22 protein-coding genes and 2 pseudogenes are annotated in these 25,603 nt (G+C 37.4%); 13 read left to right on the top strand and 11 right to left on the bottom strand.

Annotation, left to right across the window (positions count from 1 at the left end):
- Both CWATDRAFT_RS13395 and CWATDRAFT_RS13390 read right to left on the bottom strand, forming a co-directional pair.
- Positions 1 to 621: pseudogene (locus CWATDRAFT_RS13395) on the bottom strand (IS5-like element ISCwa2 family transposase); the annotation flags it as partial.
- A 298-nt stretch (positions 622 to 919) separates the two neighbouring features.
- Positions 920 to 2,053: a DegT/DnrJ/EryC1/StrS family aminotransferase gene (locus CWATDRAFT_RS13390; protein WP_007305502.1), complete on the bottom strand. Its 1,134-nt coding sequence runs from the start codon at positions 2,051 to 2,053 to the stop codon at positions 920 to 922.
- A 445-nt stretch (positions 2,054 to 2,498) separates the two neighbouring features.
- On the opposite strand from CWATDRAFT_RS13390, the gene rdgB reads away from it, so the two are divergent.
- The 3 genes from rdgB (at position 2,499) to glyS (ending at position 7,467) form a co-directional block, all read left to right on the top strand.
- Complete coding sequence (gene rdgB, locus CWATDRAFT_RS13385) at positions 2,499 to 3,074, top strand: RdgB/HAM1 family non-canonical purine NTP pyrophosphatase (protein ID WP_007305504.1); 576 nt, start codon at positions 2,499 to 2,501, stop codon at positions 3,072 to 3,074.
- A gap of 244 nt (positions 3,075 to 3,318) precedes the next feature.
- Positions 3,319 to 5,019: a B12-binding domain-containing radical SAM protein gene (locus CWATDRAFT_RS13380; RefSeq protein WP_007305505.1), complete on the top strand. Its 1,701-nt coding sequence runs from the start codon at positions 3,319 to 3,321 to the stop codon at positions 5,017 to 5,019.
- A 312-nt stretch (positions 5,020 to 5,331) separates the two neighbouring features.
- Positions 5,332 to 7,467, top strand: a complete 2,136-nt coding sequence (gene glyS / locus CWATDRAFT_RS13375) for a glycine--tRNA ligase subunit beta (RefSeq protein WP_007305506.1) — start codon at positions 5,332 to 5,334, stop codon at positions 7,465 to 7,467.
- A 1-nt stretch (position 7,468) separates the two neighbouring features.
- Here the strand turns inward: glyS and CWATDRAFT_RS37245 are convergent, their stop codons facing one another.
- Positions 7,469 to 7,615: a hypothetical protein gene (locus CWATDRAFT_RS37245; RefSeq protein WP_007310750.1), complete on the bottom strand. Its 147-nt coding sequence runs from the start codon at positions 7,613 to 7,615 to the stop codon at positions 7,469 to 7,471.
- A 136-nt stretch (positions 7,616 to 7,751) separates the two neighbouring features.
- Here CWATDRAFT_RS37245 and CWATDRAFT_RS37240 point away from each other — a divergent pair.
- The 4 genes and pseudogenes from CWATDRAFT_RS37240 to CWATDRAFT_RS13360 all read left to right on the top strand — a co-directional run.
- Positions 7,752 to 7,838, top strand: a pseudogene (locus tag CWATDRAFT_RS37240) (IS1 family transposase); the annotation flags it as partial.
- A 265-nt stretch (positions 7,839 to 8,103) separates the two neighbouring features.
- Positions 8,104 to 8,712 (top strand): DUF3038 domain-containing protein, encoded by a 609-nt coding sequence (locus CWATDRAFT_RS13370; RefSeq protein WP_007305507.1) that lies wholly within the window; start codon positions 8,104 to 8,106, stop codon positions 8,710 to 8,712.
- Positions 8,709 to 9,362: a DUF4335 domain-containing protein gene (locus CWATDRAFT_RS13365; protein ID WP_007305508.1), complete on the top strand. Its 654-nt coding sequence runs from the start codon at positions 8,709 to 8,711 to the stop codon at positions 9,360 to 9,362. Before CWATDRAFT_RS13370 ends, CWATDRAFT_RS13365 begins: the two co-directional genes overlap by 4 nt.
- Before the next feature lie 195 nt (positions 9,363 to 9,557).
- Positions 9,558 to 10,367 (top strand): glycosyltransferase family 10 domain-containing protein, encoded by an 810-nt coding sequence (locus CWATDRAFT_RS13360; protein WP_232287094.1) that lies wholly within the window; start codon positions 9,558 to 9,560, stop codon positions 10,365 to 10,367.
- Between the two features lie 17 nt (positions 10,368 to 10,384).
- On the opposite strand, the gene CWATDRAFT_RS13355 is transcribed toward CWATDRAFT_RS13360, so the two are convergent.
- The 4 genes from CWATDRAFT_RS13355 to mnmG form a co-directional block, all read right to left on the bottom strand.
- Positions 10,385 to 11,026 (bottom strand): transposase, encoded by a 642-nt coding sequence (locus CWATDRAFT_RS13355; protein WP_007305501.1) that lies wholly within the window; start codon positions 11,024 to 11,026, stop codon positions 10,385 to 10,387.
- A 64-nt stretch (positions 11,027 to 11,090) separates the two neighbouring features.
- Positions 11,091 to 11,672: a helix-turn-helix domain-containing protein gene (locus CWATDRAFT_RS13350; RefSeq protein WP_007303150.1), complete on the bottom strand. Its 582-nt coding sequence runs from the start codon at positions 11,670 to 11,672 to the stop codon at positions 11,091 to 11,093.
- 166 nt (positions 11,673 to 11,838) lie between these two features.
- Entirely contained in the window at positions 11,839 to 11,991 is a 153-nt protein-coding gene (locus CWATDRAFT_RS41770; RefSeq protein ID WP_081450959.1) for an HNH endonuclease, read from the bottom strand.
- Positions 11,992 to 12,083: 92 nt separating this feature from the next.
- Complete coding sequence (mnmG, locus tag CWATDRAFT_RS13345; protein ID WP_007305500.1) at positions 12,084 to 13,988, bottom strand: tRNA uridine-5-carboxymethylaminomethyl(34) synthesis enzyme MnmG; 1,905 nt, start codon at positions 13,986 to 13,988, stop codon at positions 12,084 to 12,086.
- Positions 13,989 to 14,197: 209 nt separating this feature from the next.
- Between mnmG and CWATDRAFT_RS13340 the strand changes: the two genes are divergently transcribed.
- The 3 genes from CWATDRAFT_RS13340 (at position 14,198) to ftsH (ending at position 18,329) form a co-directional block, all read left to right on the top strand.
- The gene (locus CWATDRAFT_RS13340) at positions 14,198 to 14,671 is read left to right on the top strand and encodes a Fur family transcriptional regulator (protein WP_007305510.1); all 474 of its coding nucleotides are present in this window, start codon (positions 14,198 to 14,200) and stop codon (positions 14,669 to 14,671) included.
- A 5-nt stretch (positions 14,672 to 14,676) separates the two neighbouring features.
- Positions 14,677 to 16,335, top strand: a complete 1,659-nt coding sequence (locus CWATDRAFT_RS13335; RefSeq protein WP_007305511.1) for a DUF3685 domain-containing protein — start codon at positions 14,677 to 14,679, stop codon at positions 16,333 to 16,335.
- Between the two features lie 83 nt (positions 16,336 to 16,418).
- On the top strand, positions 16,419 to 18,329 hold the full coding sequence (gene ftsH, locus CWATDRAFT_RS13330) for an ATP-dependent zinc metalloprotease FtsH (RefSeq protein ID WP_007305512.1): 1,911 nt from the start codon (positions 16,419 to 16,421) through the stop codon (positions 18,327 to 18,329).
- Between the two features lie 185 nt (positions 18,330 to 18,514).
- Here ftsH and CWATDRAFT_RS13325 read toward each other — a convergent pair whose 3' ends face one another.
- The gene (locus CWATDRAFT_RS13325; RefSeq protein WP_007305499.1) at positions 18,515 to 19,873 is read right to left on the bottom strand and encodes a hypothetical protein; all 1,359 of its coding nucleotides are present in this window, start codon (positions 19,871 to 19,873) and stop codon (positions 18,515 to 18,517) included.
- A 314-nt stretch (positions 19,874 to 20,187) separates the two neighbouring features.
- Entirely contained in the window at positions 20,188 to 21,516 is a 1,329-nt protein-coding gene (locus CWATDRAFT_RS13320; protein ID WP_007305498.1) for a TIGR03279 family radical SAM protein, read from the bottom strand.
- Positions 21,517 to 21,893: 377 nt separating this feature from the next.
- On the opposite strand from CWATDRAFT_RS13320, the gene CWATDRAFT_RS13315 reads away from it, so the two are divergent.
- The 3 genes from CWATDRAFT_RS13315 (at position 21,894) to CWATDRAFT_RS13305 (ending at position 24,253) form a co-directional block, all read left to right on the top strand.
- Complete coding sequence (locus CWATDRAFT_RS13315; RefSeq protein ID WP_021830325.1) at positions 21,894 to 23,474, top strand: NAD(P)H-quinone oxidoreductase subunit 4; 1,581 nt, start codon at positions 21,894 to 21,896, stop codon at positions 23,472 to 23,474.
- Between the two features lie 129 nt (positions 23,475 to 23,603).
- Positions 23,604 to 23,867, top strand: a complete 264-nt coding sequence (locus CWATDRAFT_RS13310) for a hypothetical protein (RefSeq protein WP_232287093.1) — start codon at positions 23,604 to 23,606, stop codon at positions 23,865 to 23,867.
- Entirely contained in the window at positions 23,864 to 24,253 is a 390-nt protein-coding gene (locus CWATDRAFT_RS13305) for a type II toxin-antitoxin system VapC family toxin (RefSeq protein WP_007305515.1), read from the top strand. Before CWATDRAFT_RS13310 ends, CWATDRAFT_RS13305 begins: the two co-directional genes overlap by 4 nt.
- Before the next feature lie 253 nt (positions 24,254 to 24,506).
- On the opposite strand, the gene CWATDRAFT_RS35850 is transcribed toward CWATDRAFT_RS13305, so the two are convergent.
- On the bottom strand, positions 24,507 to 24,611 hold the full coding sequence (locus tag CWATDRAFT_RS35850; RefSeq protein WP_268742297.1) for a PEP-CTERM sorting domain-containing protein: 105 nt from the start codon (positions 24,609 to 24,611) through the stop codon (positions 24,507 to 24,509).
- Between the two features lie 260 nt (positions 24,612 to 24,871).
- Positions 24,872 to 25,603, bottom strand: a complete 732-nt coding sequence (locus CWATDRAFT_RS13300; protein ID WP_007305497.1) for a TVP38/TMEM64 family protein — start codon at positions 25,601 to 25,603, stop codon at positions 24,872 to 24,874.

The following is a 25,603-nucleotide window of genomic DNA, read 5'->3' as shown; positions in this document are numbered from 1 at the left end:
TCTCGGCTTTTTTCTCAATTTTACTCTTAATGGTTTATAAAGATTATCTATTATTCTTTCTTTCTCAATTCTGGCTTGATTTAATATGCCTAAATCCGTTGGGTATTTGATGTCTGCTGGCGCACAAGTCGCATCTAAAATTAGTTTACCTTTATTTTTTATTTTTTCTCCTTTTTCTTGGAGACAATCCTTTTTTTTTACTTCTTTATCACTCTTGTCTATTTCTCTTTTTACTATTTTTTTATTGATTTTGTTTATCAATTCTCCATCAATTCTTTTCTTAAAATGAACTAGCATTGAAGATTCCAGTGGTGGCTCTTGTTGATAACAATTTAAACCTATAAAGTATTGTAGATAGGGATTTTCTCTAATCTGTTCTATAGTTTCTCTATCACTTGTTCCTAATTTTTCCTTAATAATTAATGTCCCTAATGCCATTCTAAATAGTTTGGCTGGCGCACCTTTTTCTGCTGAAAAAAGTTTAGCATATTCTTCCTCAAAATCATCCCAAGGCATCAACTCTGCCATGATTACCCAACGATTATTGGGGGACAATTTGCCCTCGAAAGGTAATTCAAATTTTTCTGGGGGCGGTAAAGGTTGCTCCTCTTTTCGATACATTTGTTCTTGACCAACAACTGGGAGGTGTTTCTACCAATTATAGCGGTTTGTAGCCGACAAAGCTGATCTTTTTTGCGATCGCGAATATGGGTGTAACCTTTTAAAGAATAGGGTTTTGCTTTTATTCAGCAAACCCTACTTACTTTGCTGATAATTTTCTTTTACAAAGGAGACCCAGTGGTCAAGTTGTAATTGGGACTTGTGATGATGCTGGCCGTTGTTCTCCTGTGGATGTTGAAGATTGTCCACTTTAAAACAAAACCCTCGTAAAGTGGGCATTGCCCACCCTACAGTAATGTTAGGATAAATGTCGAACTAAAGCATCTCCCACTATTTTCGCCTCCTCATCTGTCATCCCTGAAGTCAACGGGGGACAAATATGACGGGGACACCAATACTCTGCTTTGGGGAAACTTTCACCTTTACAAACTCCTTCAAAAACAGGTTGCAGGTGACAAGGTATCTCATAAACCGTTCCCCCTAAAAAAATATCCTCTTCTGCTAATGCTGTTTTTACCTCTTTAGGAGTTTTTCCTTCTGGGAGTAATATCATTAATTTATATTGGGCAGCCTGATCCATGTGATCAGTGGAAACAAACTTGATCCCTGCTTCTCGTAAAGGCGCAGTAATTAACTCATAACAGCTTTGTCGTCGTGCTATCATCTGGGATAACTTAGCCAGTTGAATGCGTCCTAAAACCGCATGAACTTCGCTGATACGGGTACTATTACCAAAGTCCGTATGTAACCCCCCGAAGTCCATTCCTCGCTTCCCTTGGTTTCTCAGCGATCGCGCGATATAGTCTTCTTCATCGTCGTTTAAAGTAATCATTCCCCCCTCAAAAGTAGTCATAATTTTAGTAGGGAAAAAGGAAAACGCTGCACCATCTCCTAAGTTTCCAGCTTGAACCCCATTAATTTGACTTCCGTGGGCGTGTGCCGTATCTTCTAGGACAAATAAGCCATTATCGTGACAATATTTCACAACTTCGGGAAACTCAGGGGAAATAACCCCCCCAATATGTACCCACAACACCCCGGAAATGGCCGGAGTTGACCCTTTTTCTACCGCATCTTTTACCATCTGTAGAGACGGTGCAAAAGTATTCTCATCCATGTCTAGATACTGCACCTCTCCCCCCACTCTCAACACAGCAGCAACCGTGGCAAAATTGGTATTAGTGGGGACTAAAACCGTTGTCCCTTCTGCTTTTTTCAGACGTAAAATAATTTCTAAACCAGAAGAACCTGTATTGACTGCGATCGCGTGTTTTGTCCCAACGTACTCAGCAAACGCTTTTTCAAATTCCGTTGTGTTTTCCCCTAAAATGAGCCTACCAGACTTAAGTATTTTTTTGGACTCTTCGGCGAAAAAATCGATTTCTGCTTCTGTAACGTCGAAATAGAATGGTTTAATGGGACTTTTAGTCATGGTGTCTAGAGAAATTTGGTTTTAGGTGGGTTTCTATAACAATCGGTATCTTGAGGGTCTCATGAATTATTCAGTGATTGCTACCGATATCACAGTGTAGAGGAAACCATTGAAAATTGCCACTCACTGATGATATCAATGATTAGAAAAACCCCTCCTGGAGATAAGAGATAATGACTTTGACAATAAGACAGCTATCTCAGTGGTTCATCAAAAGGGGTACATAGGGATTTTTAGTGACAAGAGCATTTCCCACAATGAGTAGGAAACCTCCTGTCAAAATAGAAGTAAAACTAGGGTTGAGAGTTCCGTTCTTTTTTGCAATAATTAGAAATGTCCAGTAAATGAACTCTAATTTACCTGATTTTTTCTACCTCAAAGCTGTTAATATTATTAGCTAATATTAGGTAACAATGGTAAACGAATTAAGAGCAAGCACTACATAATGAAAAATTTAATTGTTGCTACCGGTAATCCTGGTAAACTGCAAGAAATGCAAGAATATTTAATAGGATTAAACTGGAAATTAAAACTCAAACCCCCTGAAATTGAAATCGAAGAAACTGGTCAAACTTTTCGAGAAAATGCTATTCTCAAAGCATCCCAAGTGGCTAAAGGACTAGGAGAATGGGCGATCGCCGATGATTCTGGTTTAGCTGTCGCTGCTCTCAATGGCGCACCCGGCCTCTATTCTGCTCGATATGGTGCTACGGATGAAGAAAGAATTAACAGACTTTTAAGAGAATTAGGGGAGAATGAGAATAGAAAAGCTGAGTTTATTTGTGCTATTGCTATAGCTAGTCCCGATGGTTCTATTGCCCTAGAAACTCAAGGTATTTGTCCAGGAGAAATCCTAAAAACTCCTCAAGGAAGTCAGGGTTTTGGTTATGATCCCATTTTCTATGTTCCTCAACATCAACAAACTTTTGCCCAAATGACACCAAAACTGAAACGAGATATCTCCCATAGAGGTAAAGCTTTTGCTCTTCTTTTACCACATTTAAAAAAAATATACCCTTAATTTGATTTTGCTGAAAAAAATCTTACTTTTTTGGATAATTAGTATCCTTTACTAGAGGTGGCTAGGGAGCATCCCAAAGTTGCAAATTCTCCTTTATTGATAATAGTTGATCTGATGAATTTCCCCCCGTCTCCCCGTCTCCCCGTCTCCCCATCTCCCCGTCAAACTCCATTCATCTCGTTTTTTGCAAAAATGGGATGCTCCCGGTAGCTATGGACTTAATGACTACAACTTTTTCTAACCTATGACTGACTTTCACCAAGAAAAATTATTATTTAACCCTGTCTCTTCTGACAATAATGCTATTCCTTTAATCTTTGCCTTTCCTAATGATTATAATGTGGGAATTACAAGCTTAGGTTATCAACTTATTTGGGCAACCTTTGCTACTCGGTCTGATGTTAATGTTAGTCGCTTATTTACGGATATTCAAGAGTCGTTACCACAAAATCCTGAATTACTAGGGTTCTCCTTTTCTTGGGAATTAGACTATGTTAATATCCTGAATATTTTAGAATCTTTAAGTATTCCTTTGCAAGCAAATAAACGCAATGACCATCATCCTCTAGTTTTTGGGGGAGGTCCTGTTTTAACAGCTAACCCTGAACCTTTTGCAGATTTTTTCGATATCATTTTATTGGGAGATGGAGAAAATTTAATTAGTGATTTTATTAATGCTTATAAAACTGTTAGACACGAAAACAGAGAAACAAAATTAAGATATTTATCCACCATTCCAGGAATTTATGTTCCTAGTTTATACGAGGTTTATTATGATAGTCCTGATGGTGAAATAAAATCAATTAAACCCATTAATAATAATATTCCTGCCATTGTTGAAAAACAAACATATAAAGGTAATATCTTATCAGCTTCTACCGTAGTAACAGAAAAAGCAGCTTGGGAAAACATTTATATGGTAGAAGTTGTCAGAAGTTGTCCAGAAATGTGCCGTTTTTGTTTAGCAAGTTATTTAACTTTACCATTTCGTACTGCTAGTTTAGAATCATCTTTAATACCAGCGATTGAAAAAGGTTTACAAGTAACTAATAGAATCGGTTTACTAGGTGCATCTGTTACCCAGCATCCCGAATTTAATGAGTTATTAGACTATCTTTATCAACCAAAATATGAAAATGTTAGAGTTAGTATTGCTTCCGTTAGAACCAATACTTTGAGCGAAAAACTAGCAAAAATATTAAGCGATCGTCAAACAAAATCTGTTACTATTGCCGTTGAAAGTGGTTCAGAAAAAATTAGAAAAATTGTCAACAAAAAATTAGAAAATGAAGAAATTATCCAAGCAGCAATAAATGCTAAAAATGGAGGATTAAAAAATATAAAACTCTATGGAATGGTGGGCATACCAGAAGAAAGGGAAGAAGATATTGAAGAAACTATTATGATGTTAGAAACGATTAAAAAATCAGTACCAGGATTAAGATTAACCTTTGGTTGTAGCACTTTTGTTCCTAAATCTCACACTCCATTTCAATGGTTTGGAGTGAATAAAATCGCAAAAAAAAGACTTAAATATTTAGAGAAACAACTTGGCAAAAAAGGTATAGAGTTTCGTCCCGAAAGTTATAATTGGTCTGTAATTCAAGCATTAATTTCAAGAGGCGATCGCCGTCTCAGTAAATTATTACAACTAACTCGATCCTACGGGGACTCATTAGGCAGTTATAAAAGGGCTTTCAAGGAATTAAAAGGAAAATTACCCCCTTTAGATTATTATGTTCATGATAACTGGAAAACTGAACAAATATTACCCTGGAGTCATCTGAAAGGCCCTTTACCTGAAGCAACTTTAATCAAACATTTAGATACAGCAATGTCCGTGTCTGATCCCAATTTTAAAAAGTCTAGTGCCGCTACGCGGAAGTCAAAAGGCAAAAGGCAAAAGGCAAAAGGATTGATTAGCAAGGATTTCAGGATTTTGTAACTGGCGGGTTATTTCCGCCGCGCTGCACTAGTTTGACGGCCGTTAACCCCTAATAGACAATTCTGTAACAAATATTAACGTCTAATTAAAGTTTATGGGTTTACAATTAAGTCATAAGTTGATGACATTTCAGGTGTTTTTTAGGTATCAATTTAGGGTAGGTTAATCCTATCCTACTGATTAAAATCTATCAATAAAAAAGTAAAAAATATCTTAAAAATAATAATTTTATAGATCCGAAAAGCTAATGATGATAATATAAAAAGATGTGTGTCAGCATAATCTAATTTAACTTAGCAAATTGAAGTCAATATGTTCTTTTTATTGGAAGTCGGTACAGAAGAATTACCAGCAGACTTTATTGATGAAGCGATCGCTCAATGGCAACAGATCATTCCTAAGAGTTTAGAAGAGAACTTTTTAACCCCAGAGAACTTAGAAGTTTACGGTACTCCTAGACGACTGGCCATATTAATTTCTGGACTTCCAGAGCAACAAAAAGATCGAGATGAAGTTATAAAAGGGCCCCCTGTAAAAGCAGCCTTTAAAGACGGAAAACCCACCAAAGCAGCAGAAGGGTTTGCCCGTAAACAGGAAGTAACTCTCGATGATCTAGAAATTCGTCCCACGGACAAAGGCGACTTTGTTTTTATCGAAAAAAAGATCAAAGGAAGACAAACTAAAGAAATTTTACAAGAATCGATTCCCAATTGGATTAACAGCTTAGAAGGGAGACGATTCATGCGTTGGGGCAATGGAGAATTGAGATTTTCTCGACCCATTCGTTGGTTAGTAGCCTTGTGTGATCAAGAAATCTTACCCCTAGAAATTGTTAATGGAGATAGCACTATAACCAGCGATCGCCTATCACGGGGACATCGAATTTTACACCCAGATACTGTTAGTATTGCTCAAGCAGCCGAATATAGAGAAACCTTTCGAGCAGTCTATGTAGAAGTTGACCCCAAACAGCGTCAGCAAATTATTGAAAAAGACATAGAAACTATCTCCCAACAATTAACAGGAACAGCCGATATTCCCGAAGATTTATTAACAGAAGTCATCAACCTAGTAGAATATCCCACCGCTGTAGCAGGAAAGTTTGACCCAGAGTTTTTGAACCTTCCCACGGAAGTTATTATTACCGTAATGGTCAAACATCAGCGATATTTTGCTGTGAAAAAATCGGCTCAGGAACTACTGCCCAATTTTATCACCATTGCCAACGGCGATCCCAACAAAAAAGACATCATTGCTCAAGGTAATGAAAGGGTAATAAGAGCTAGATTAGCAGATGCACAATTCTTCTATACCTCCGACTGTGACGAACCCTTAGATAGTTATTTACCCCAACTAGAAAACGTCACTTTCCAGAAAGAATTAGGAACCATGCGCTACAAGGTCGATCGCATCATGGACATGGCGCAACAAATTTCTGAACAATTGGAAGTTAGGGAACAAGAACAAGAAGAAATTGAAAGTACAGCCCTTTTATGTAAAGCTGATTTAGTTACCCAAATGGTCTATGAATTCCCCGAATTACAAGGAATAATGGGACAAAAATACGCCTTAGCCAGTGGAGAATCAGAAGAAGTTGCCCAAGGGATTTTTGAGCATTATTTACCCCGTGGAGCTAAGGATATCATGCCGAAAAGCTTAACTGGTCAAGTGGTGGGTATTGCCGATCGCTTGGATACATTAATCAGTATTTTTGGTTTAGGAATGATACCCACCGGATCAGGTGATCCCTTTGCCCTAAGACGGGCTGCCAATGCTATTATCACCGTTACTTGGGAGGCTGAGTTACCCATTAATTTAGCCCAATTACTATTACAAGGGTGTCAAGCATTTATGGCAGATCATGGCGACAAAGAGTCTCCCCTAGAAGCGTTACAAACTTTCTTTATCCAAAGAATACAAAACATATTACAAGACGATTTCAACATTGATTATGACTTAGTTAATGCCGTTTTAGGTGAAGCGGATGCTGAATATATGGAGAGGGCATTACAAAACCTTTTAGATGTCAAAGATCGCTCAGAATTTTTACAAGAAATTCGTAGCAATGGAATGTTAGATAGAATCTATGAAACAATCAACCGTTCAACCCGTTTAGCAGCGAAAGGAGACTTAGAATATACAGAGTTAGATCCCAGTAAAGTGGTGCGTACTGAGTTATTTGAGAAGTCCTCTGAACAAGAACTGTTTAACGGTTTAATGGCTTTAGTATCTAAGACAACACAAGCACAAGATGAGGGAGACTACCAGTTATTAATAGAGGGCTTGCTAGATATCATTCCCAAGGTTAGCAACTTTTTCGACGGAGAGGATAGCGTTTTAGTAATGGACGACAATCAAAATATAAAACAAAATCGTCTCAATTTATTAGGAGTTCTTCGTAATCACGGGCGAGTTTTAGCGGATTTTGGGGCAATTGTTAAAAATTAGTCTAACCTTTCACTTTACCGTAAGCAAGAGCCGGTTTTTTAAAGTATTTCCAAGGGTCGAGTTCTAAAACTTCGATAACTGAAATTTGCCATTCTTCTTGAAGATTAGATTTAAGTTGAACAGGCTTTTTAACGTCTCGCTTAAACACAGGAATTACCTCCTTGAACTACCCTGAATGAACTCACATTACTAAAATAGGCTTTAAATACTAATCTTACAGTGATACTGTTTTTGTTCCATTTGTAATTTTCGTCACCATCAATCATGATCAGGATCACTAAGGAAAAAACCTAGCATTTTCTAAAAACTTTTTTAGTCATGAAGGGACTATTTTAGATTTTATCCATCACTATAATGAGAAAATGCTATGAACTTAGATTAATTTTTACTACTTAAATTACACTACCATAACTGCCTTTTTACTTAAAAAAGTGTATCCAATAACACAAATATTGGTCAACAAAGTCAAGGTGTATAACAATTAAGCCAAATTGCCAAGGAAAGAATGGGGCTTTCAGAAACGTACTACAAAGTTTTTCTTTTTTTGGCTATGATAAGTGAAAATGCGGAGATTATGTCTAATTTAGAGATATGATGTCTGATGCTACGGTAAGATAAGTCCAACTTTTAGGTACAATGGCCGATTCCAATCCCTCTGTTGAATCAAAATCGATTATTTTAGATGTTCTACCAGATTTTACAATTTCTGGACAACGGTGTGCCAGTCGTATTCAACAACACATCGACCTTTTACTACTTGCCCTTGAAGCATTAGAATTAGGCGCATCGGAGCAAATGTTAGCCACTGTCAAGCAATTTGACCTTGAAAGAATTATTAAAAATCGTATTGCCCTGTGGCGATTGCGTTCCACTAATCCCTGGCGACGGGCATATACACGAGATAATTTAACCATAGAACAAGCCAAAGCTTTAGTAATCATCGCTAATTATCGAGTCAAACCCTTAACCGTGCAAATTCGCCAATTATTACTGGCAGAACAGCAAATGCACGAGAAAGGTTTACCGGTCACTTGTCATTTTCTGTTAGCGGAATATTTGGATCAATTCCGCGCCCATTTTCGCAGTCGGATGAACTCTCGTCGGGCTAAGGTGTCGGTTTATTTGAGTTCAGAACAAGAGTTAAACGAACTTGCTTTATTTTTGCTAGAGCAGCTATTATTTTGTACAGGCACTGCCGGAATGCAACGCTTTTGGATTAGTTTATTTGATGGGGAGGTTGCGTGAACGTTCAACGTCAGTATAATTTGCCCAATTGTACCCTCGTTTTGGAAGGGTTAACCAATAATACTCCCACGGATGGGAGTGATCCTCGACCTATACTCTCGATTTTAGTCAATACTGAATGTCGATTCTTGGGAATTTCTCAGAAACTCCAAGGGGGATCTAGTTTATTGGAGAATTTAGTCAAAACTGTAAGTGAATATGCTCAAGGGTACCTTAGTGGTATTCCTCATCCTGTTCAGAGTCCATCAGACGAGGATAAGATCAACCTTGAGAGAGTTCCTGGTAAAAATCTTCACCGCTTGACTTGGCATCCTTCCTCTCAAACAGATAATCCCGTAGAAATGACCTTAACAACGGTACAGCTATTTGACTTAGTTGAAGCCATCGACCAATTTGTTGCTGATAGTGTTACCCTACCCAATTTAACCTTACAATTAAAACCACTATCCCGTCGTTATCGTCCTCCTGATGAACCCTTGGCACAACGAGCGGTTCCTGCCACTCTGGGTATTGCTAGTTTAGTGGTGATGGCTTTTGCTTTGTTCTTTATCCCCTCTCCTGAAGTTAGAGAACCCGAACCAGATTTATCAGTGCCAAGCACAGAAACTACACCCTTAGAAGAAAATTCTTCTGAGAGTTCTCCTCAATAAATGCTGCTGACGGGGAGACTGAGTGACAGGGAGCATCCCATTTTTGCAAAAAACGAGATGAATGGAGTTTGACGGGGAGATGGGGAAATTAATCAGATCAACTATTATCAATAAAGGAGAATTTGCAACTTTGGGATGCTCCCGAGTTACAGGGACAAGGATGATATTGTAAACACTAACCAGAGGAATCATTGTGTGAGCCAAAAAATTGTGGCAATGCTGAGCAGTTATATAGGGTTACAAAATAGGCGAGATTGGTTATGGAAACAAACTCCTCACCCCTTTGGGGTTTGGGATAACATTCAAATGTTAGGGAATGCTCCTAACCCTGATTTTCTGTTACTATATCAATTTGATTTTCCCTTACCACCTCCCCCTAAACCTTGGTGGAAAAGTTGGCGAAAATCCCAAACTCCACCCCTTAATATTCCTTCCTTACTCAGGGGTGTTCCTCAAGAGAGGATTATTTATCTATTAAGAGAACCCCCTCTACAAGAAGTTGTTAAGAGAAACTGCGCTAATTATAAGGATGCAAGTCGTTATTGTGGCTATATTTCAGGCCCTGATAACTTTGCGCCTCACCCCGATTATATGCCGGCCATCTGGTATGTTAATCATGAGTTTGATTTTTTAGATAAGGGCAATATCCCTGACAAAATGAAACGGTGTAGTTGGATCACATCCGGGATTAATCGCACAGAAAACCATCGCCGTCGTCTCGCTTTTTTACAGCTATTAAGAGATAATAATTTTGAGTTTGATCTTTATGGGAGGAATTTACCTGAGTCCAGTAAAAGTCGAGGAACCTTAGAAAACAAATGGCACGGTATGGCTCCTTACTATTACAACTTGTCTATCGAAAATTATGCCGATAATGAATGGTATGCGAGTGAAAAATTATGGGATGCTTTGTTGTGCTGGTGTTTACCCATTTATTACGGGGGCAGTGCCGCAGATAAATTATTGCCCCCAGGTAGTTTTTTACGGTTGCCTAGTGCAGCTTAGCAAAAATAATCCACCAGTCACTTATGATCTTTAAAGCCCTTAAATTTCCAAACGAACGGCTTAGCAAAATGTTGATTAAAGTAATCAATAAAATTGAGAATTTTTTGGGATAGTTCTTCAGTTGAACGGACAGTAATTCTTTTGAGTAAACGCCTGACTAAGATCGAAAACCAACACTCAATTTGATTAAGCCACGATGTATGTTTGGGAATATAAACAAGGCGAATTCGATGAGATTCATCTGATAAAAAATCTGCTCTGCTGTCCATAGATTGCAAAATCCCCTCCTTTCCTTTTCTCCCCAAATCAATAGTAATTTCACAGCTTTCTGCTACTAATTTGACTAAGCTTTCCGATTTATGAGTGTTGAGTTTATCTACAATAAAAATCCATTCTGCTTTTTCATCAATCTTAATCGTTCTCTGGATATGTTCAGAAAAATCTTGTTCTGTTCTTGTCGGTCCAATAGAGGGACTAACAACTTTTCCTCTTGCCACATCCCAGTTCGCAATCAAGCTTAAAGTTCCGTGTCTTTCATATTCAAATTCGATTTTTTCTACTTGTTTAGGCTTGATTCTTTTGTTCGGAAATAATCTCTCAAGAGCTTGAATCCCTGTCATTTCATCTGTACTAATTAAATGAATTCCTTGTTCTAACAAAGTTTTAGCTTCTTGATGAAGTTCACAGATATATTTGACTTGCTTTTTAAATTTTAAGGGATCATCAATTTTGGCATTTAACCAGTAACGAACGAGATGTGGTTGTAATGTCGCTTCTTTTTAAAAAACGCCCCACACTACGGGGGGAAATCTTTTCGACAATTCCTCTTTTTATGGCTTCATCCGCCAACTCTGAAGGTGTCCAATGGCTCACTGGTCTGTCTGATTTTTCACATTCTTCACAAGCGATCGCTACAATCTGGACTACTTGTTCGACCGTAAAGGATTTTGTTGTTCCAGGTCTTGGGCGATCGCTTAAAATTCCTTTGATCAAGACCATTAATGCTTTCTCCGTTACCTGTTGTTCTTCGGCGGCACTCAGTTTTTCTCTCTCCTCAAACCATCGCGATCGCCACTGACGCACTTGTACTCGGTCTAATTCTAATCTTCGACTAATCGAACTATTGCTCTCTCCTGATGCTGCGGCTAAGATTAGCTTGGCTCGTCTAACAAGGCGATAGGGGTTTGTTGTCCCTCTCACTATTTGTTGGAGTACTGTTTTCTGTAGGTTGGAGAGGTTAATTGGCAATGCTTTTATCATGGACATCAACTTCGAGATTCTTCCGTTAGTTTCATTGAAACACATTGTCGTGGCTAGTCACGAAAGTTTCTGTAAAAATCTGGTGGATTACTTTCGCCAAGCTGCACTAGACTCAGGAACTAAAGGCTCTTTCAGAGTTTTTTGTAATTCTGCTTTTGTTAATATATTATTAATTGGATAATCATCAGAAATTTTTTTGCGAGTTATAACATCAAATAAATAACATAGAATCGAAATGTGGACTACAATTTGAACAAATTAAGTCTCCAGACTTTAACTTTCCTCCTATGGCATTAGGAATAATATGCTCCTTATATTTATTTTCTTTAGTAATTTCATTCTCGCAAATATAACATATAGCCATAAAAAATCCTCAAATACACTCAACAAAATACAAAAATAACTTTCACCGTTTAATCCTTTTCTTACCTCTCAATTGAGTAAAATCTAGAAAAGTTACACAGATTGATAACGGGAGCGCAGTTCTAAATACACTAATAAAGCGTTAATATCAGCAGGGTTTACCCCACCAATACGAGAAGCTTGTCCAAGGGTCAAAGGACGAACTTTTGTTAATTTTTCCCTCGCTTCCATAGAAAGGGTGTCTATGGACATATAATCAATGTCTGAGGGCAATTTTTTGTTACTATGTCGGCTAATTTGTTCGATTTGAATTTGTTGACGTTTCAAATAACCTGAGTATTTAATGTCAATTTCTGCCCCTTCTTTTTCAACAGTTTTTAACTCTGTATTACCTAAACCATACTGTTCTAAATGTTCATAATGAAACTTAGGACGACGTAATAAGTCAGCTAAGGTAACAGATCCTTTTATCTTCTGTTGGGTATCATTAACAATCTTAATTCCTACTTCATCTCTTTCTTTAATTCTTGTTTCATAAAGTCGTTCTTTTTCCGCTACAATATTAGCTTGTTTTTCTTCAAATAAATTCCAACGACGGTCATCAATTAGCCCTATTTCTCGACCTAAAGGAGTCATTCTTTGATCCGCATTATCCGACCGTAAAATCAAGCGATATTCGGAGCGAGAAGTTAACATTCTGTAGGGTTCTCTTAAATCTTTGGTACATAAATCATCGATTAATGTTCCCAGATAACTCTCTTCTCTGGGGAAAATAATCATCTCCTCATTTTTAACAAATTTAACCGCATTTATGCCAGCAACAATTCCTTGTGCTGCTGCTTCTTCGTAACCAGTTGTCCCGTTCACTTGTCCAGCAGAAAATAACCCTTCAATTTTCTTAGTCATCAAGGTAGGATAACATTGGGTTGCTGGCAAAAAGTCATATTCTACTGCATAAGCAGGACGCAACATCACACAATCTTCTAACCCTGGCAGGGTTCTTAACATAGCTAATTGTATCTTTTCTGGGAGACCCGTAGAAAACCCTTGAATATACAATTCTGGGATTTCTCGTCCTTCCGGTTCGATAAAAATTTGATGGCTTTCTTTATCCGCAAACCTAACTATTTTATCCTCGATAGAAGGACAATAACGGGGTCCTTTAGAGTCAATAAACCCCCCATAAATAGGGGACAAATGTAAGTTATCTTTGATTAACTGATGAGTCTTAATAGTGGTTCGGGTTAAATAACAATTCATCTGTTCTTTTTGCACCCAAACCGCCGGATCAAAACTAAACCAACGTACTTCCTCATCAGGAGGTTGGGGTTCTAACCGAGAATAGTCAACCGATCGCTTATCTACTCTGGCCGGGGTTCCTGTTTTCAGTCTTCCTGTTTCAAACCCCAAGTTATTCAGGGTTTCCGTCAACCCAACGGCCGCAAACTCCCCGGATCTTCCTGCTTCCATGGACTTATTCCCGATCCAAATGCGACCCCCTAAAAAGGTTCCTGTGGTCAAAATAACGGCTTTGGCCTGAAAACAAGTACCAAAATAGGTTTGGATACCGATCACCTCATCGTTTTTCCCCAATACCAGATCCGTCACCATTCCTTCACGGATACTTAAATTCTTTTGATTTTCGACAATTTCCTTCATCACTGCTGAATATTCCCGTTTATCCGTCTGCGCCCGTAACGCCCAAACAGCAGGACCCCGTGAAGAGTTGAGAACCCGTTTTTGCAAATAAGTGCGATCAGCCATTTTGCCGATCTCCCCTCCCAAAGCGTCTACTTCGTGGGTTAACTGGGACTTGGCAGGGCCTCCTACTGCCGGGTTACAGGGTTGCCAAGCGATGCGATCGAGGTTAAGGGTTAACATCATGGTGCAACACCCCAAACGGGCGGCGGCTAGGGCTGCTTCGCACCCGGAATGGCCAGCACCCACAACGATGATATCAAAGCTATCTTGGAAGTCGACGGGAGTGGTAACGGTCATAATTTAGAAGTTATAAGTAACACCTGGTTTGTATCTAGCATTCAATTACTAAATCCTATAATCTCCTAAAGCTTATAATATATTAGCAGATATCGATAGGTTTTTGCCACCTAGACGGAACAGTCGCAGTGAAGTTAGCTAGTGTGGACAGTTGGGACTGATTTAAGCTAAATTGGTAACGAGTATGTTTAAGTCAATTTTAGGAAAAAATGGTCGAAGAAAACACGCAAATTCGCTCTTTAGAAGATGCTTTAAACCGTTGTCAATGTCTAGGAATGCGTATTAGCCGTCAACGTCGCTATATCTTAGAATTACTTTGGAAAACTAAAGAACATCTCTCAGCTAGAGAAATTTATAATCGACTGAGTCAAAACGGCAAAAATGTCGGTCACACATCAGTTTATCAAAATCTAGAAGCTTTATCCAGTCAAGGGATTATAGAATGCTTAGAGCGATGTGATGGACGACTTTATGGAACCATAACCGACTCCCATAGTCATGTCAATTGTTTAGATACTCAGCAAATTATTGATGTTCATGTTCAGCTACCTTCTGACTTGATTCAGCAGATAGAAGCACAAACAGGAATCACTATAACTGACTATCGTGTCGATTTTTATGGCCATCAACAACCAGAACAGTCTAAACTAGATGAAGCCTTAACCAAGCCTTCACCGGTATAAACCTTGTGAGCGATCGCCCTATATCCCTTCTCATTGTAGATAAAGATCCCATTTTTCGCTTAGGACTGGCAACGAGCTTAAGTAGTAATTCTCAATGGGAAATTTCTAGTCAAACTGATAATTTAAAAGATGCTTTAAACCAGTTATCAAGTAACACTTTTGACTTAATTATATTAGATCCTAATTTAATCAATGAGACATTAACTATTGAAACTTTCTATCAGCAAGCACAAACAAGTCAACCTGAAATTAAACTATGTTTACTAAGTTATGATCTGAGCTTGCAACAACAAGAAGAATTTAAAAAAATAGGCATCGAAGGCTATCTCAATAAAGGAACCTTTATAGAGAACTTACTGGAAAATTGGCAGAGAATCATCCAAGGTGAGTTGATTTGGCCGACCATTACTGCTGGTCAATTATCTCAAGTAAAGACAGAAACAACGCAGGAAAATTGGTTATCCAAAGTACGAAAATCAGGACTAGAACAAATTAATAATAACTTGCAAGGTCTTAATGAAAATATTAAAAACCGTCCCACATCTAAGTTAGATAAAATATTCTGGAAAGGAAGAAAAAGGGAATTGTTGACAGCAAGGTGGTTAGTAAAACAGTTGCTACCAATGGAAGTAATCCTTTTATCTCCTCCAGCAAGCAGTAGGGAAAATTTTGCGTCAACAGTAACATTAGCAGCAGAGGAAAAAGGCTTAAAAATTTTTGATGAAACTATGTATACACTGAGTAATAATCTTGATAACTTAACTAATTATTCCTTAGAGATTGATATTTTAAAGTTTGAGAAAAGAAAAGAGATATTAGAGATTGTTTTGAAACAACTTTATCGAATCATCAGTGATATTAAGTTTATCGAGAGGGATGGTGTTAAATTATCAAAAACAAGACATAGCTTATCTATCTTGGCTAGATTATGGAGAGAATCAGCTTTAATTTTTCTTAGTAAATACTGCAACGATCAAGAGAAATTTTTTCTAGAAGATATAGAAACAATTATAGAAGAAAATGAAGATATAGTTTCTCAAGAAATATTAAGAAAGATACCTCGGTTTCCAGAATTGTTTGATTTTTTATTATCAGGAAGTGAAGGTAGTATTCAGGAAATGAGCCAGGGAAAAGAAGAAGAGAAAAAAATACTGCATAACCTTCTTATACAGGTTGCAAACGCCATTATATCTTTGATATTGAACTATTTTTCTAACAATGAAAAAATTAAAGAAAGATTGTATAATTTAGAAACAGTATCATCGAGAGAGATTGCCAAATTTAGAAACCGTTTAGCCTGGGAATATAGAAAACAACAATATTGGGGAGAACCAAAAGATATTTTTGAAAGTCAGTATCGACTCTTCTTTTTCAACGAAAAAGGTATTGATTCCTCAGTCATTTATAGTCCCCGTCAAAAAGAACTAAATAGCTTAAGAGGGATAAAATGGAGCGTAACTATATTATTAGAAATTAGAGACGCAACCTCCCCATTATTGCGATCTTTAGTAGGAACAGTGGGCAAAGCATTAGTTTATGTTTTAACCCAGGTAATCGGGCGAGGAATTGGATTAGTAGGTAAAGGTATTTTACAAGGAATTGGCAATAGTTTTTCAGAAAGAGATTACCAGAAGAAACCAGCAAAACAAAAATCTAAATACTAAATCAAGGCTGGGAGACTCCCCTAGATGCTGCTTAATGGTTCATAATAAGAATTAAAGAGTAATTTTTTAACAACAGACTGGTTATGAAAGATATCTGCTCCTTGACCTCACGACAAAATCAAACTCAAACAACCATTCAGGAAAAACAACGGGACTTAACCCGTCCCCAACATAGTCGACAACGTCGTTTCAAGGGGTGGGGAAAATTAATAACCAGCACCCTTTTCCTACAATTATTGTTGATGGCCGGTCCAAGTTGGGGACAAGATAAAGAAGAGGAATATAGTTATGGCCAACTGTTAAATGATATCGATGCAGGGAAAGTTACCCTAGTGGAAATCGATCCCAGACTACAAAGAGCTAAAGTTACCTTAAGAGGTCAAGAAGAACCCCGAGAAGTTCGCTTATTACAACAAAATCCCGAACTCATTAACAGTCTCAAAGCTAACGATGTCAAGATTGACTATAATCCCTCTCCCGACAACTCGGCTATGGTGAGGTTAATGCTACAACTCCCCCCAATATTGCTCATTTTGATCATCGTTATAGCTGTTATTCGTCGTTCAGCCAGTATGTCTGGTCAAGCTATGAACTTTAGTAAATCCCGTGCTAGGTTTCAAATGGAAGCTAAAACGGGGATTTCTTTTGGAGATGTAGCCGGTATTGACGAAGCCAAAGAAGAACTAGAAGAAGTTGTTACCTTCCTTAAAGAACCCGAAAAATTTACGGCGATCGGCGCGAAAATACCCAAAGGTGTGCTTTTGATCGGCCCCCCTGGAACGGGAAAAACCCTTCTCGCTAAAGCAGTGGCAGGAGAAGCAGGAGTTCCCTTCTTTAGTATTTCCGGTTCAGAGTTCGTGGAAATGTTTGTCGGTGTGGGTGCTTCACGGGTCAGAGATTTATTCAAAAAAGCCAAAGAAAACGCCCCTTGTCTGATCTTTATCGATGAGATCGACGCAGTTGGCCGCCAGCGTGGGGTTGGTTACGGTGGAGGTAACGATGAACGGGAACAAACCCTCAACCAATTATTAACGGAAATGGACGGATTTGAGGGTAATACAGGTATTATTGTTATTGCTGCAACTAACCGTCCCGATGTCTTGGATAAGGCTTTAATGCGTCCTGGACGCTTCGATCGCCAAGTTAACGTAGATTACCCCGATATTAAAGGCAGACAACGGATATTAGAAGTTCATGCTAAGGATAAAAAGATGGATACTCAGGTATCTTTGGAAATGGTTGCTAAACGAACCACTGGCTTTACTGGAGCCGATCTCTCTAATTTACTTAATGAAGCTGCCATTTTTACCGCTAGACGACGCAAAGAAGCCATTACGATGGCTGAAATTAATGATGCTATAGATCGAGTGCGAGTAGGTATGGAGGGAACGCCCTTACTAGATGGCAAAAATAAGCGACTCATTGCCTATCATGAACTTGGTCATGCGATCGTAGCTACTATGCTTCAAGATCACGATCCTGTAGAAAAAGTTACTCTAATTCCTAGAGGACAAGCTTTGGGTTTAACTTGGTTTCTTCCAGGGGAAGAATTCGGTTTAGAATCCCGCAATTACATATTAGCTAAAATTTCCTCAACATTAGGAGGGAGAGCTGCCGAAGAAGTTATCTTTGGAGAAGATGAAGTCACCAATGGAGCCACCCGTGATATTGAGATGGTAACAGACTATGCTAGAGGCATGGTGACTCGTTTTGGAATGTCAGAATTAGGATTATTGGCTTTAGAAGACGATAATCAAGATAATTATGCTGCATTTGATAAAATGGCCGCAAAGATTGACAATCAAATTCGTTGTATTGTTGAAAAGTGTCATGAGCAAGCAAAAACTATTGTTCGTGAAAACAGAGTGGTAATGGATCATTTAGTAGAAATTTTGATTGATAAAGAAACCATTGAAGGGGAAGAGTTTCGTCAATTATTGGAGGAGTTTAAAGAACCCGTTGATTCAGGGATTGAACTTTGTAAGTCAATTTAACCGTCGTAGGGTGGGTTAGGCGTAAGGTTAGTTTTGAGGAAAACATCATAAATTTTTATCTGCTCCGTAACCCACCAACCTGAGTTCGATATAAGGAATTTTGTAGAAAACTGACTCAAATAAGAAATCTCAAACCCTCATTCTCTGATGAAAAAATAATAACTCCGAACTCAGGTAAGCACTCTTTAAGAATCAGGTGTGATAGAATCCCTTAAATGAACTTGAATCAGTTTAGGAATAGGGTTAATGGACTGAAACTGGGTAGGTAAATCACCCCATTTCCAAGCTTCCTGAAACTCAACTTGATCGCTACCACAATCTCCATCAGTTGACAATTTATCAACCCAAATACTACCAGTAAATTGAGCTAATTCTTGATCAGAATTTTTATTTTTAATTCCTAATTGATGCTGAGGGGCAACGATCAAAGCCCCTAAATTATCGAAGTTTAGGCACATTTTAGAGCCTTCATAGCCAACAATAATTAAGTTTTCAGGGGAACAATCATTAGATGATTGACATTGATGAACAATCTCGGAAATATTAGTGTCTCCAACAATATGTAAAATAATAACAGATTCACCGTGAGAATCAGAATTGATAGTTAATGAATCAATCTGCTCAATATCATCAATTAAATATTCATAGACATTTTTGATTCCTTGCTTTTCTGTTGCTTCATCTTCTTCTCTCGGTAATTCTAAAGAAATTGTTTCTTCTTGATCGTCATCATTATCATCTCTTTCTTCTTCTGTTATTGATGGAAAATAATGATGTTCTGGTAATCTCTGTTTAATAAGTTCTAACTCCGGTAATTCAGGAATTTTGATTCCTGTATAGTTAGCCCAATGTTCATCTATGTCTATTAAATTAACTTTTTCAATGGGAAAACTACAGTCATTTGCCCAAACATTTCCCTTAACATTAACTTCTCCTATGCCACCTCTTTGTTCTTTTCCCGTTAACAATAAAACAGGGACAGAGTTGGTCAAATAATTATCACTCAAATTAATATCTACCTGATATTGTGCAGAATTTTTTCTTCTATTTTCTGTTTTAATAGTAGCTATGATCTGACTACTGTCAACTTTTTGTAAATCGACTAGGGAAAATTTTCCAACTGGGATATCAATCATCTTCTGTTGAGCGAGATTTAAAATTCTTTGTTTTGTTTTTTTCCAGTCGCTGTCCTCACGACACAGACTTAAATTATGATTAAAATTACGGGATTCTTGGGAGGAATTAGGGGATTTTAAGTATTTTACCCAATCCTCAACCTCGTATTCAAGTAATTGATTATGTTCAATTAATAGAGCTTGAAGATTCACTTTTGCGGTTTGAGCCACGCTTAAATTTTGTTGACTAATAGTCACAGAAGTTTCCAAATTACGGCCTAGAGTGCTGCTTTGTGCAAGCATAGCTGCTGTAGCAAGGGTTCCAATGGTTCCCAGTGCCATAACCATCAAGATTGCAAAACCTCTATCAGAAGTGTTTTTTTTAGTGTTGAGAGAGAAGAGTAATAGGGCTAAATATTTGAACATCATAGTTACTTGTACCTAGAAAATCTAGCAATTTTTGTATTGAGATGAGATGTTTAAGCATAGAATTATAAACATTGTGTAAAAAGTTATTTTCTTGTAAGCTTCTTTACCTGTTTATTTCACTGACAAATACCAACAGTGGAGTCAAATTATATGGTTGACACTTTTAATATGCCCTTATGATACCTAAAATGTATCACCAGATACCTCTGTAAAAATCACTAAAAATTCAGGCCATATTCCTGAAAACACAGTATTGTAGCTGATGGGATAATTACGGGTTAGTAAAAATGTGCAAAAAATACTTTACTCAAACTTTAAGAACAATTTTCTATTAAATCATAAATACTACTTACAATGAAAATGGGACTTTTTAATTCCTCAGAAACGTTCTCAACACTCATATCATCTAAAAAAAATGTATCGTGATCTTTAAGCATAATAGAAGGTAATAAAACACCATCTCCTAAATCTCTATTCTTTAGTTTGGCAACAATATCCTCCCCTGTTAATAAACCTGTTACAGTAATTTCTTGTCCCCAATAGTCACTATTCAATGGGGTTAAATTGATAGTTAAATTTTCTACACTATTTAGCTGTCTAACTAAGGGTTGAAAGGCTTTCTCTACGGCATTACCTACCACCCAAGTTAAGTTTTTTTTCTCTTCTATTTTTTGGGGTAATAATTGTTTAGCTGTTTCTTGAAACTCTTTAATAAATTGACGGATAGAACCTACTCCATTCCCTATTTGGGGATAGTCTTCATAATGAGATTCTGGGGGTAATTCTTCTTGGGCAATTAAAAACCATTCATCGGCTAACCAAGCAAAATTACTATTAAACTTTTCATAAAATTCTTGTTGTAAGGTTTGTACTTGTTTAATGACTTCTTTGGCCTTTTCTTGACTAACAGGAATTAATTTATCTTCTTGAGGGCGAAACTTTGTTAAACCAACAGGAACAACTGCTGCTGATAAAACAGTAGGAATTTCTCCTAAAGAAAACTCTGCTAAATCTTGCAAAGTTTTTTCTAAATGTACACCGTCATTAATTCCAGGACAGACAACAACTTGGGCGTGAATTTGTAAACGTCTTTCTTGAAACCATTTAAAATGTTCTTTAATTAATCCTGCTCGTTCGTTTTTTAATAGTTTAATTCTAACATCTGGTTCCGTTGCATGAACCGAAACAAACAAAGGAGATAAGCGCATGGCTTCAATTCTTTGCCATTCTTTTTCGGTCAAATTAGTTAATGTTAAATAACTGCCGTAGAGAAAACTTAAACGATAATCATCATCTTTCAAGTATAAACTATCTCGTTTTCCAGGGGGTTGTTGATCGATAAAACAAAAAGGACAACGATTATTACATTGAAGCAAGCCATCAAATAAAGCAGTTTCAAACTCCAAACCTAAATTATCATCATAGTCTTTTTCTATTTCTACTTGATGGACTTTTCCTTGACTATCTAATACTTCCAAATCTAAAAATTCATCGGCGCACAAAAAATTGTAATCGATTAAATCACGAGGTTTGCTGCCATTAATAGAAACAATAGCATCCCCGACTTCAAAGCCAATGTCTTCGGCGATAGAATCCGATAAAATAGCCGTAATTTTAGCAGGGCGAATAGAAGATAAAGTCATATTTAGAGTGTAGAAATTAGAATTATAGCACTTCTCATACTTGTGAGGTACAGAGTTTTCTAGTGTTCGGAGTTCGGAGTTCGGAGGCGCGATATTAGGTGTACATATTGAGTCCGAGAAACGCTATATAAATTGTTAAGCAATTAAAGTTTTCAAAAAATTTAAGATTTTTACAATATTATCCCTAGAAAAATCTTGTTAAATTGATGGGTGTAATGGTGATAGTCCAGATTGTCATTTATCCTCACAGTTTAGGCTCTCACCATGATCATACCGAACGGGTTTGGTGTCAGGCAACAGGGAACTTTCATAGATGGTTATATCACTCCTGACTCCTAGCAAAACCCGAAATTTTGATGAACGCTTAGAAAATGTCAATGAACCTTGCTAATTTTCCTTGGTTAACCACCATTATTCTCTTTCCCATAGCAGCAGCCTTGTTAATACCCATTATTCCCGACAAAGACGGTAAAACCGTCCGTTGGTACGCTTTAACAGTGGGTTTAATCGATTTTGCTATTATTGTATACGCTTTTTATACCGGCTACGACCTCAGCAACCCCGACTTACAGCTAGTAGAAAGCTACGCTTGGGTTCCTCAATTAGACCTAAAATGGTCTGTGGGGGCTGATGGGTTAGCCATGCCTCTGATTTTATTAACCGGCTTTATCACCACTTTAGCAACCATGGCCGCTTGGCCGGTGACGTTTAAGCCCAAACTCTTCTATTTCCTGATGTTAGCGATGTACGGCGGACAAATAGCCGTGTTTGCTGTACAGGATATGTTACTGTTTTTCCTAGTTTGGGAATTAGAATTAGTCCCGGTTTACTTAATTCTCTCCATTTGGGGCGGAAAACGTCGTTTATACGCAGCCACTAAGTTTATCCTCTACACGGCAGGTGGTTCTCTGTTTATCCTCCTTGGGGCTTTAACCATGGCCTTTTTCGGGGATACTGTCACCTTTGATATGGCGACGATCGCAGCTAAAGATATCCCGTTGAAGTTACAGTTATTCTTATATGCTGGTTTCCTGATCGCCTATGGGGTAAAATTACCGATCTTTCCTCTTCATACTTGGTTACCGGATGCCCACGGGGAAGCTACAGCGCCGGCGCATATGTTACTGGCTGGTATTCTCTTAAAAATGGGAGGTTATGCCCTGATACGGATGAATGCACAAATGTTATCCGATGCCCACGCCTATTTTGCCCCGATATTGGTCATTTTAGGGGTGGTGAATATTGTTTATGCGGCTTTAACCTCGTTTGCCCAACGTAACCTAAAGCGGAAAATTGCCTATTCTTCCATCTCTCACATGGGGTTTGTCTTGATAGGTATTGCTTCGTTTACCGATATTGGCATGAGTGGGGCAATGTTACAGATGATTTCCCACGGTTTAATTGGGGCCAGTCTCTTCTTTATGGTGGGGGCAACCTACGACCGTACCCATACCCTAATGTTAGACGAAATGGGTGGTGTTGGTCAGAAAATGAAGAAGGTATTTGCTATGTGGACTACTTGTTCAATGGCTTCTTTAGCATTACCTGGAATGAGTGGCTTTGTGGCAGAATTAATGGTGTTTGTAGGCTTTGCTACTAGCGATGCTTATAACTCTACTTTCAAAGTTATTATCGTCTTTTTAGCTGCCATTGGTGTAATTTTAACCCCCATTTATTTACTGTCCATGTTACGAGAAATGTTATATGGACCAGAAAATAAAGAATTAGTTTCTCATACCAAACTGATTGATGCAGAACCCAGAGAGGTGTTTATTATTGCCTGTCTGTTAATTCCCATTATTGGCATTGGTTTGTATCCGAAAATTGTTACTCAGATTTACGATTCAACCACTACTCAATTAACCGCTTTGTTACGTCAGTCTGTGCCTAGTTTAGTGGAAGAAGTAGAGGTTGCTTCTCGCTATGATTTGCCAGTTAAAGCCCCTATAATCAAATAGGAATTAATCTTCAAATTGATAATTGAAAAGCCTACTTTATGGTGGGCTTTTTTTTCTCCTATTATTAGGATTAGAAAGATTTAAAAGCAGAGATTGAACAGGATAGCAAACAAAAGTGATACAATGTCAATGAGTTGTATTGATAAGATATTTTTCACTAAACATAAACCTACGATGAATACTCACAAAATAGAGACCACTCTCACAGAAAATGGAAAATTATTGATCGATAATATTCCATTCAATAAAGGGGAATCAGTAGAAGTTATTATTATTAAACAGTCTGAAAATCATTCTGATGTTAATCAATATCCCCTAGCCGGGAAGGTTATAAAATACGAAAACCCATTAGAATCTGCGACTGATATTGAAGATTGGGACAGTTTAAAATGATTATTTTAGATACCCATATTTGGATTTGGTGGGTTGATAACAATTCTAGATTAACTCAGAGACAACGAGAATTAATTAATACTTATCAATCTAGTGGATTAGGTGTTAGTATTATTTCTTGTTGGGAAGTTGCTAAATTAGTAGAAAATAATAGGCTTATTCTATCTTGTTCAGTGGATGAATGGTTAAATGGAGCAATTACCTATCCTGGTGTTCAATTAATTAATTTAAACCTAGACATTATTGTAGCCTCAACTCAACTCATCGGATTTCATCGAGATCCAGCCGATCAATTAATTGTTGCAACTTCTCAAGTTTATAACTGTTCTTTACTGACAGCAGATAAGAAAATTTTGGCTTATCCTAATGTTAAAACTTTAATCTAATTTCAACCAAATAAAAAAGCTGGGCAGTGCATCGGCCTAACGGTTAAAATTATCGAAGATTAACCTTGTTTTTTGCCCTTAGTCCAGTAGGGTGTATTACGCTACGCTAATACACCAAAAAACCTGGAAAAAACATAGTTTACTAAAATGGTGGGTTACGACGGATTTTTATATTCTAGTTAGAACCATTATGATAGCCGTCTAACCCACCCTACTGCTTAAAATTATTAGATATTAACCTTTTGATTTTTGGTTATTTTTTCTTAGCTTGATTTAATTTACGTTTTACACCTTTTCCTAAAGCAAAGGTTGCTAATACACCTAATCCAATCATAGTTGAAGGTTCAGGAACACTCAGGGTTGTTGTAATAGAAAGATCGAGTCCTGTAGTATCATCATTATGAATATTAGGTGAACCTAATACAAAATCTAAAATATCCCCTTCTTCAAGGGATAAATCAGTATTAAAAGAACCACTATCAAACGTACCCGATAAAAAGTCTGCATAAAGTTGAGTACCGTTTAAATAGACAAAAACATCAAGGATATAATTTTCTTTACAGAAATTGATTAGTTCTAAGATTGAAAGATGAAGTATATTAATTTTTTTTATACATTTTATGTTTTTTCAATTTGACTATCTAACGCTTGTCGAGAAATTTTAGTAACATAAACACTGACTAATACAGTAGCAATTAATCCCACAATATATAAAGCCCATTCTAAGGGTGTTTTTTCCCTTCCTCCGGCACCTAAAGTGGCAATATTACCAATGAGAGAACCAATATAAACATACATAACTGTACCAGGTAACATCCCAATCCAAGAAGCGATCGCATAATCTTTTAATGATACTTGAGTAATGGCAAAAGCATAGTTTAACACTACAAAAGGAAAGATAGGTGATAAGCGAGTTAATCCCACAATTTTCCATCCTTCTTTGGCCACTGCTTCATCAACTGCTTTAAATTTTGGATAGTTTTCTATTTGTTTAGCAACCCATCCTCTAGCAAAATAACGTCCGATTAAAAAGGCTAAAATTGCCCCTGCGATCGAAGCAATAGAAACTAATATTGAACCTTCAATTACATCAAAAATAACTCCTGCACCCAAGGTTAAAATAGAAGCAGGAATCAAAAAAACTGCTGATAACATATAAACAAAAATAAAGATTAGATAACCAATGGTTCCTAAGTCTTGTATCCATTGCAATAAATTTTGTAAACTTTCAGTAATGCTAAAAGTATCTAAAATTCCTAGCTGTTTGATAATAATTATGGTAGCAGCAGTCAACACAGTAATTCCTCCTAATTTTAAGAATAGTTGTTTGGATTTTGTTTTTTGTTGCAT

It is taken from the genome of Crocosphaera watsonii WH 8501, assembly GCF_000167195.1.
Taxonomy (GTDB): Bacteria; Cyanobacteriota; Cyanobacteriia; order Cyanobacteriales; family Microcystaceae; genus Crocosphaera; species Crocosphaera watsonii.
The sequence above is the reverse complement of the archived record's forward strand: the minus strand, read 5'-3'. Positions and strand labels throughout refer to the sequence as shown.

What these genes read in the sequence shown, in the direction of transcription:
- CWATDRAFT_RS13390 (WP_007305502.1), bottom strand. Translation starts at nt 2,053, where the DNA reads ATGACTAAAAGTCCCATTAAACCATTCTATTTCGACGTTACAGAAGCA.
- rdgB (WP_007305504.1), top strand. Translation starts at nt 2,499, where the DNA reads ATGAAAAATTTAATTGTTGCTACCGGTAATCCTGGTAAACTGCAAGAA.
- CWATDRAFT_RS13380 (WP_007305505.1), top strand. Translation starts at nt 3,319, where the DNA reads ATGACTGACTTTCACCAAGAAAAATTATTATTTAACCCTGTCTCTTCT.
- glyS (WP_007305506.1), top strand. Translation starts at nt 5,332, where the DNA reads ATGTTCTTTTTATTGGAAGTCGGTACAGAAGAATTACCAGCAGACTTT.
- CWATDRAFT_RS13370 (WP_007305507.1), top strand. Translation starts at nt 8,104, where the DNA reads ATGGCCGATTCCAATCCCTCTGTTGAATCAAAATCGATTATTTTAGAT.
- CWATDRAFT_RS13350 (WP_007303150.1), bottom strand. Translation starts at nt 11,672, where the DNA reads ATGTGTTTCAATGAAACTAACGGAAGAATCTCGAAGTTGATGTCCATG.
- CWATDRAFT_RS41770 (WP_081450959.1), bottom strand. Translation starts at nt 11,991, where the DNA reads ATGGCTATATGTTATATTTGCGAGAATGAAATTACTAAAGAAAATAAA.
- mnmG (WP_007305500.1), bottom strand. Translation starts at nt 13,988, where the DNA reads ATGACCGTTACCACTCCCGTCGACTTCCAAGATAGCTTTGATATCATC.
- CWATDRAFT_RS13340 (WP_007305510.1), top strand. Translation starts at nt 14,198, where the DNA reads ATGGTCGAAGAAAACACGCAAATTCGCTCTTTAGAAGATGCTTTAAAC.
- ftsH (WP_007305512.1), top strand. Translation starts at nt 16,419, where the DNA reads ATGAAAGATATCTGCTCCTTGACCTCACGACAAAATCAAACTCAAACA.
- CWATDRAFT_RS13325 (WP_007305499.1), bottom strand. Translation starts at nt 19,873, where the DNA reads ATGATGTTCAAATATTTAGCCCTATTACTCTTCTCTCTCAACACTAAA.
- CWATDRAFT_RS13320 (WP_007305498.1), bottom strand. Translation starts at nt 21,516, where the DNA reads ATGACTTTATCTTCTATTCGCCCTGCTAAAATTACGGCTATTTTATCG.
- CWATDRAFT_RS13315 (WP_021830325.1), top strand. Translation starts at nt 21,894, where the DNA reads ATGAACCTTGCTAATTTTCCTTGGTTAACCACCATTATTCTCTTTCCC.
- CWATDRAFT_RS13310 (WP_232287093.1), top strand. Translation starts at nt 23,604, where the DNA reads ATGAGTTGTATTGATAAGATATTTTTCACTAAACATAAACCTACGATG.
- CWATDRAFT_RS13305 (WP_007305515.1), top strand. Translation starts at nt 23,864, where the DNA reads ATGATTATTTTAGATACCCATATTTGGATTTGGTGGGTTGATAACAAT.
- CWATDRAFT_RS13300 (WP_007305497.1), bottom strand. Translation starts at nt 25,603, where the DNA reads ATGCAACAAAAAACAAAATCCAAACAACTATTCTTAAAATTAGGAGGA.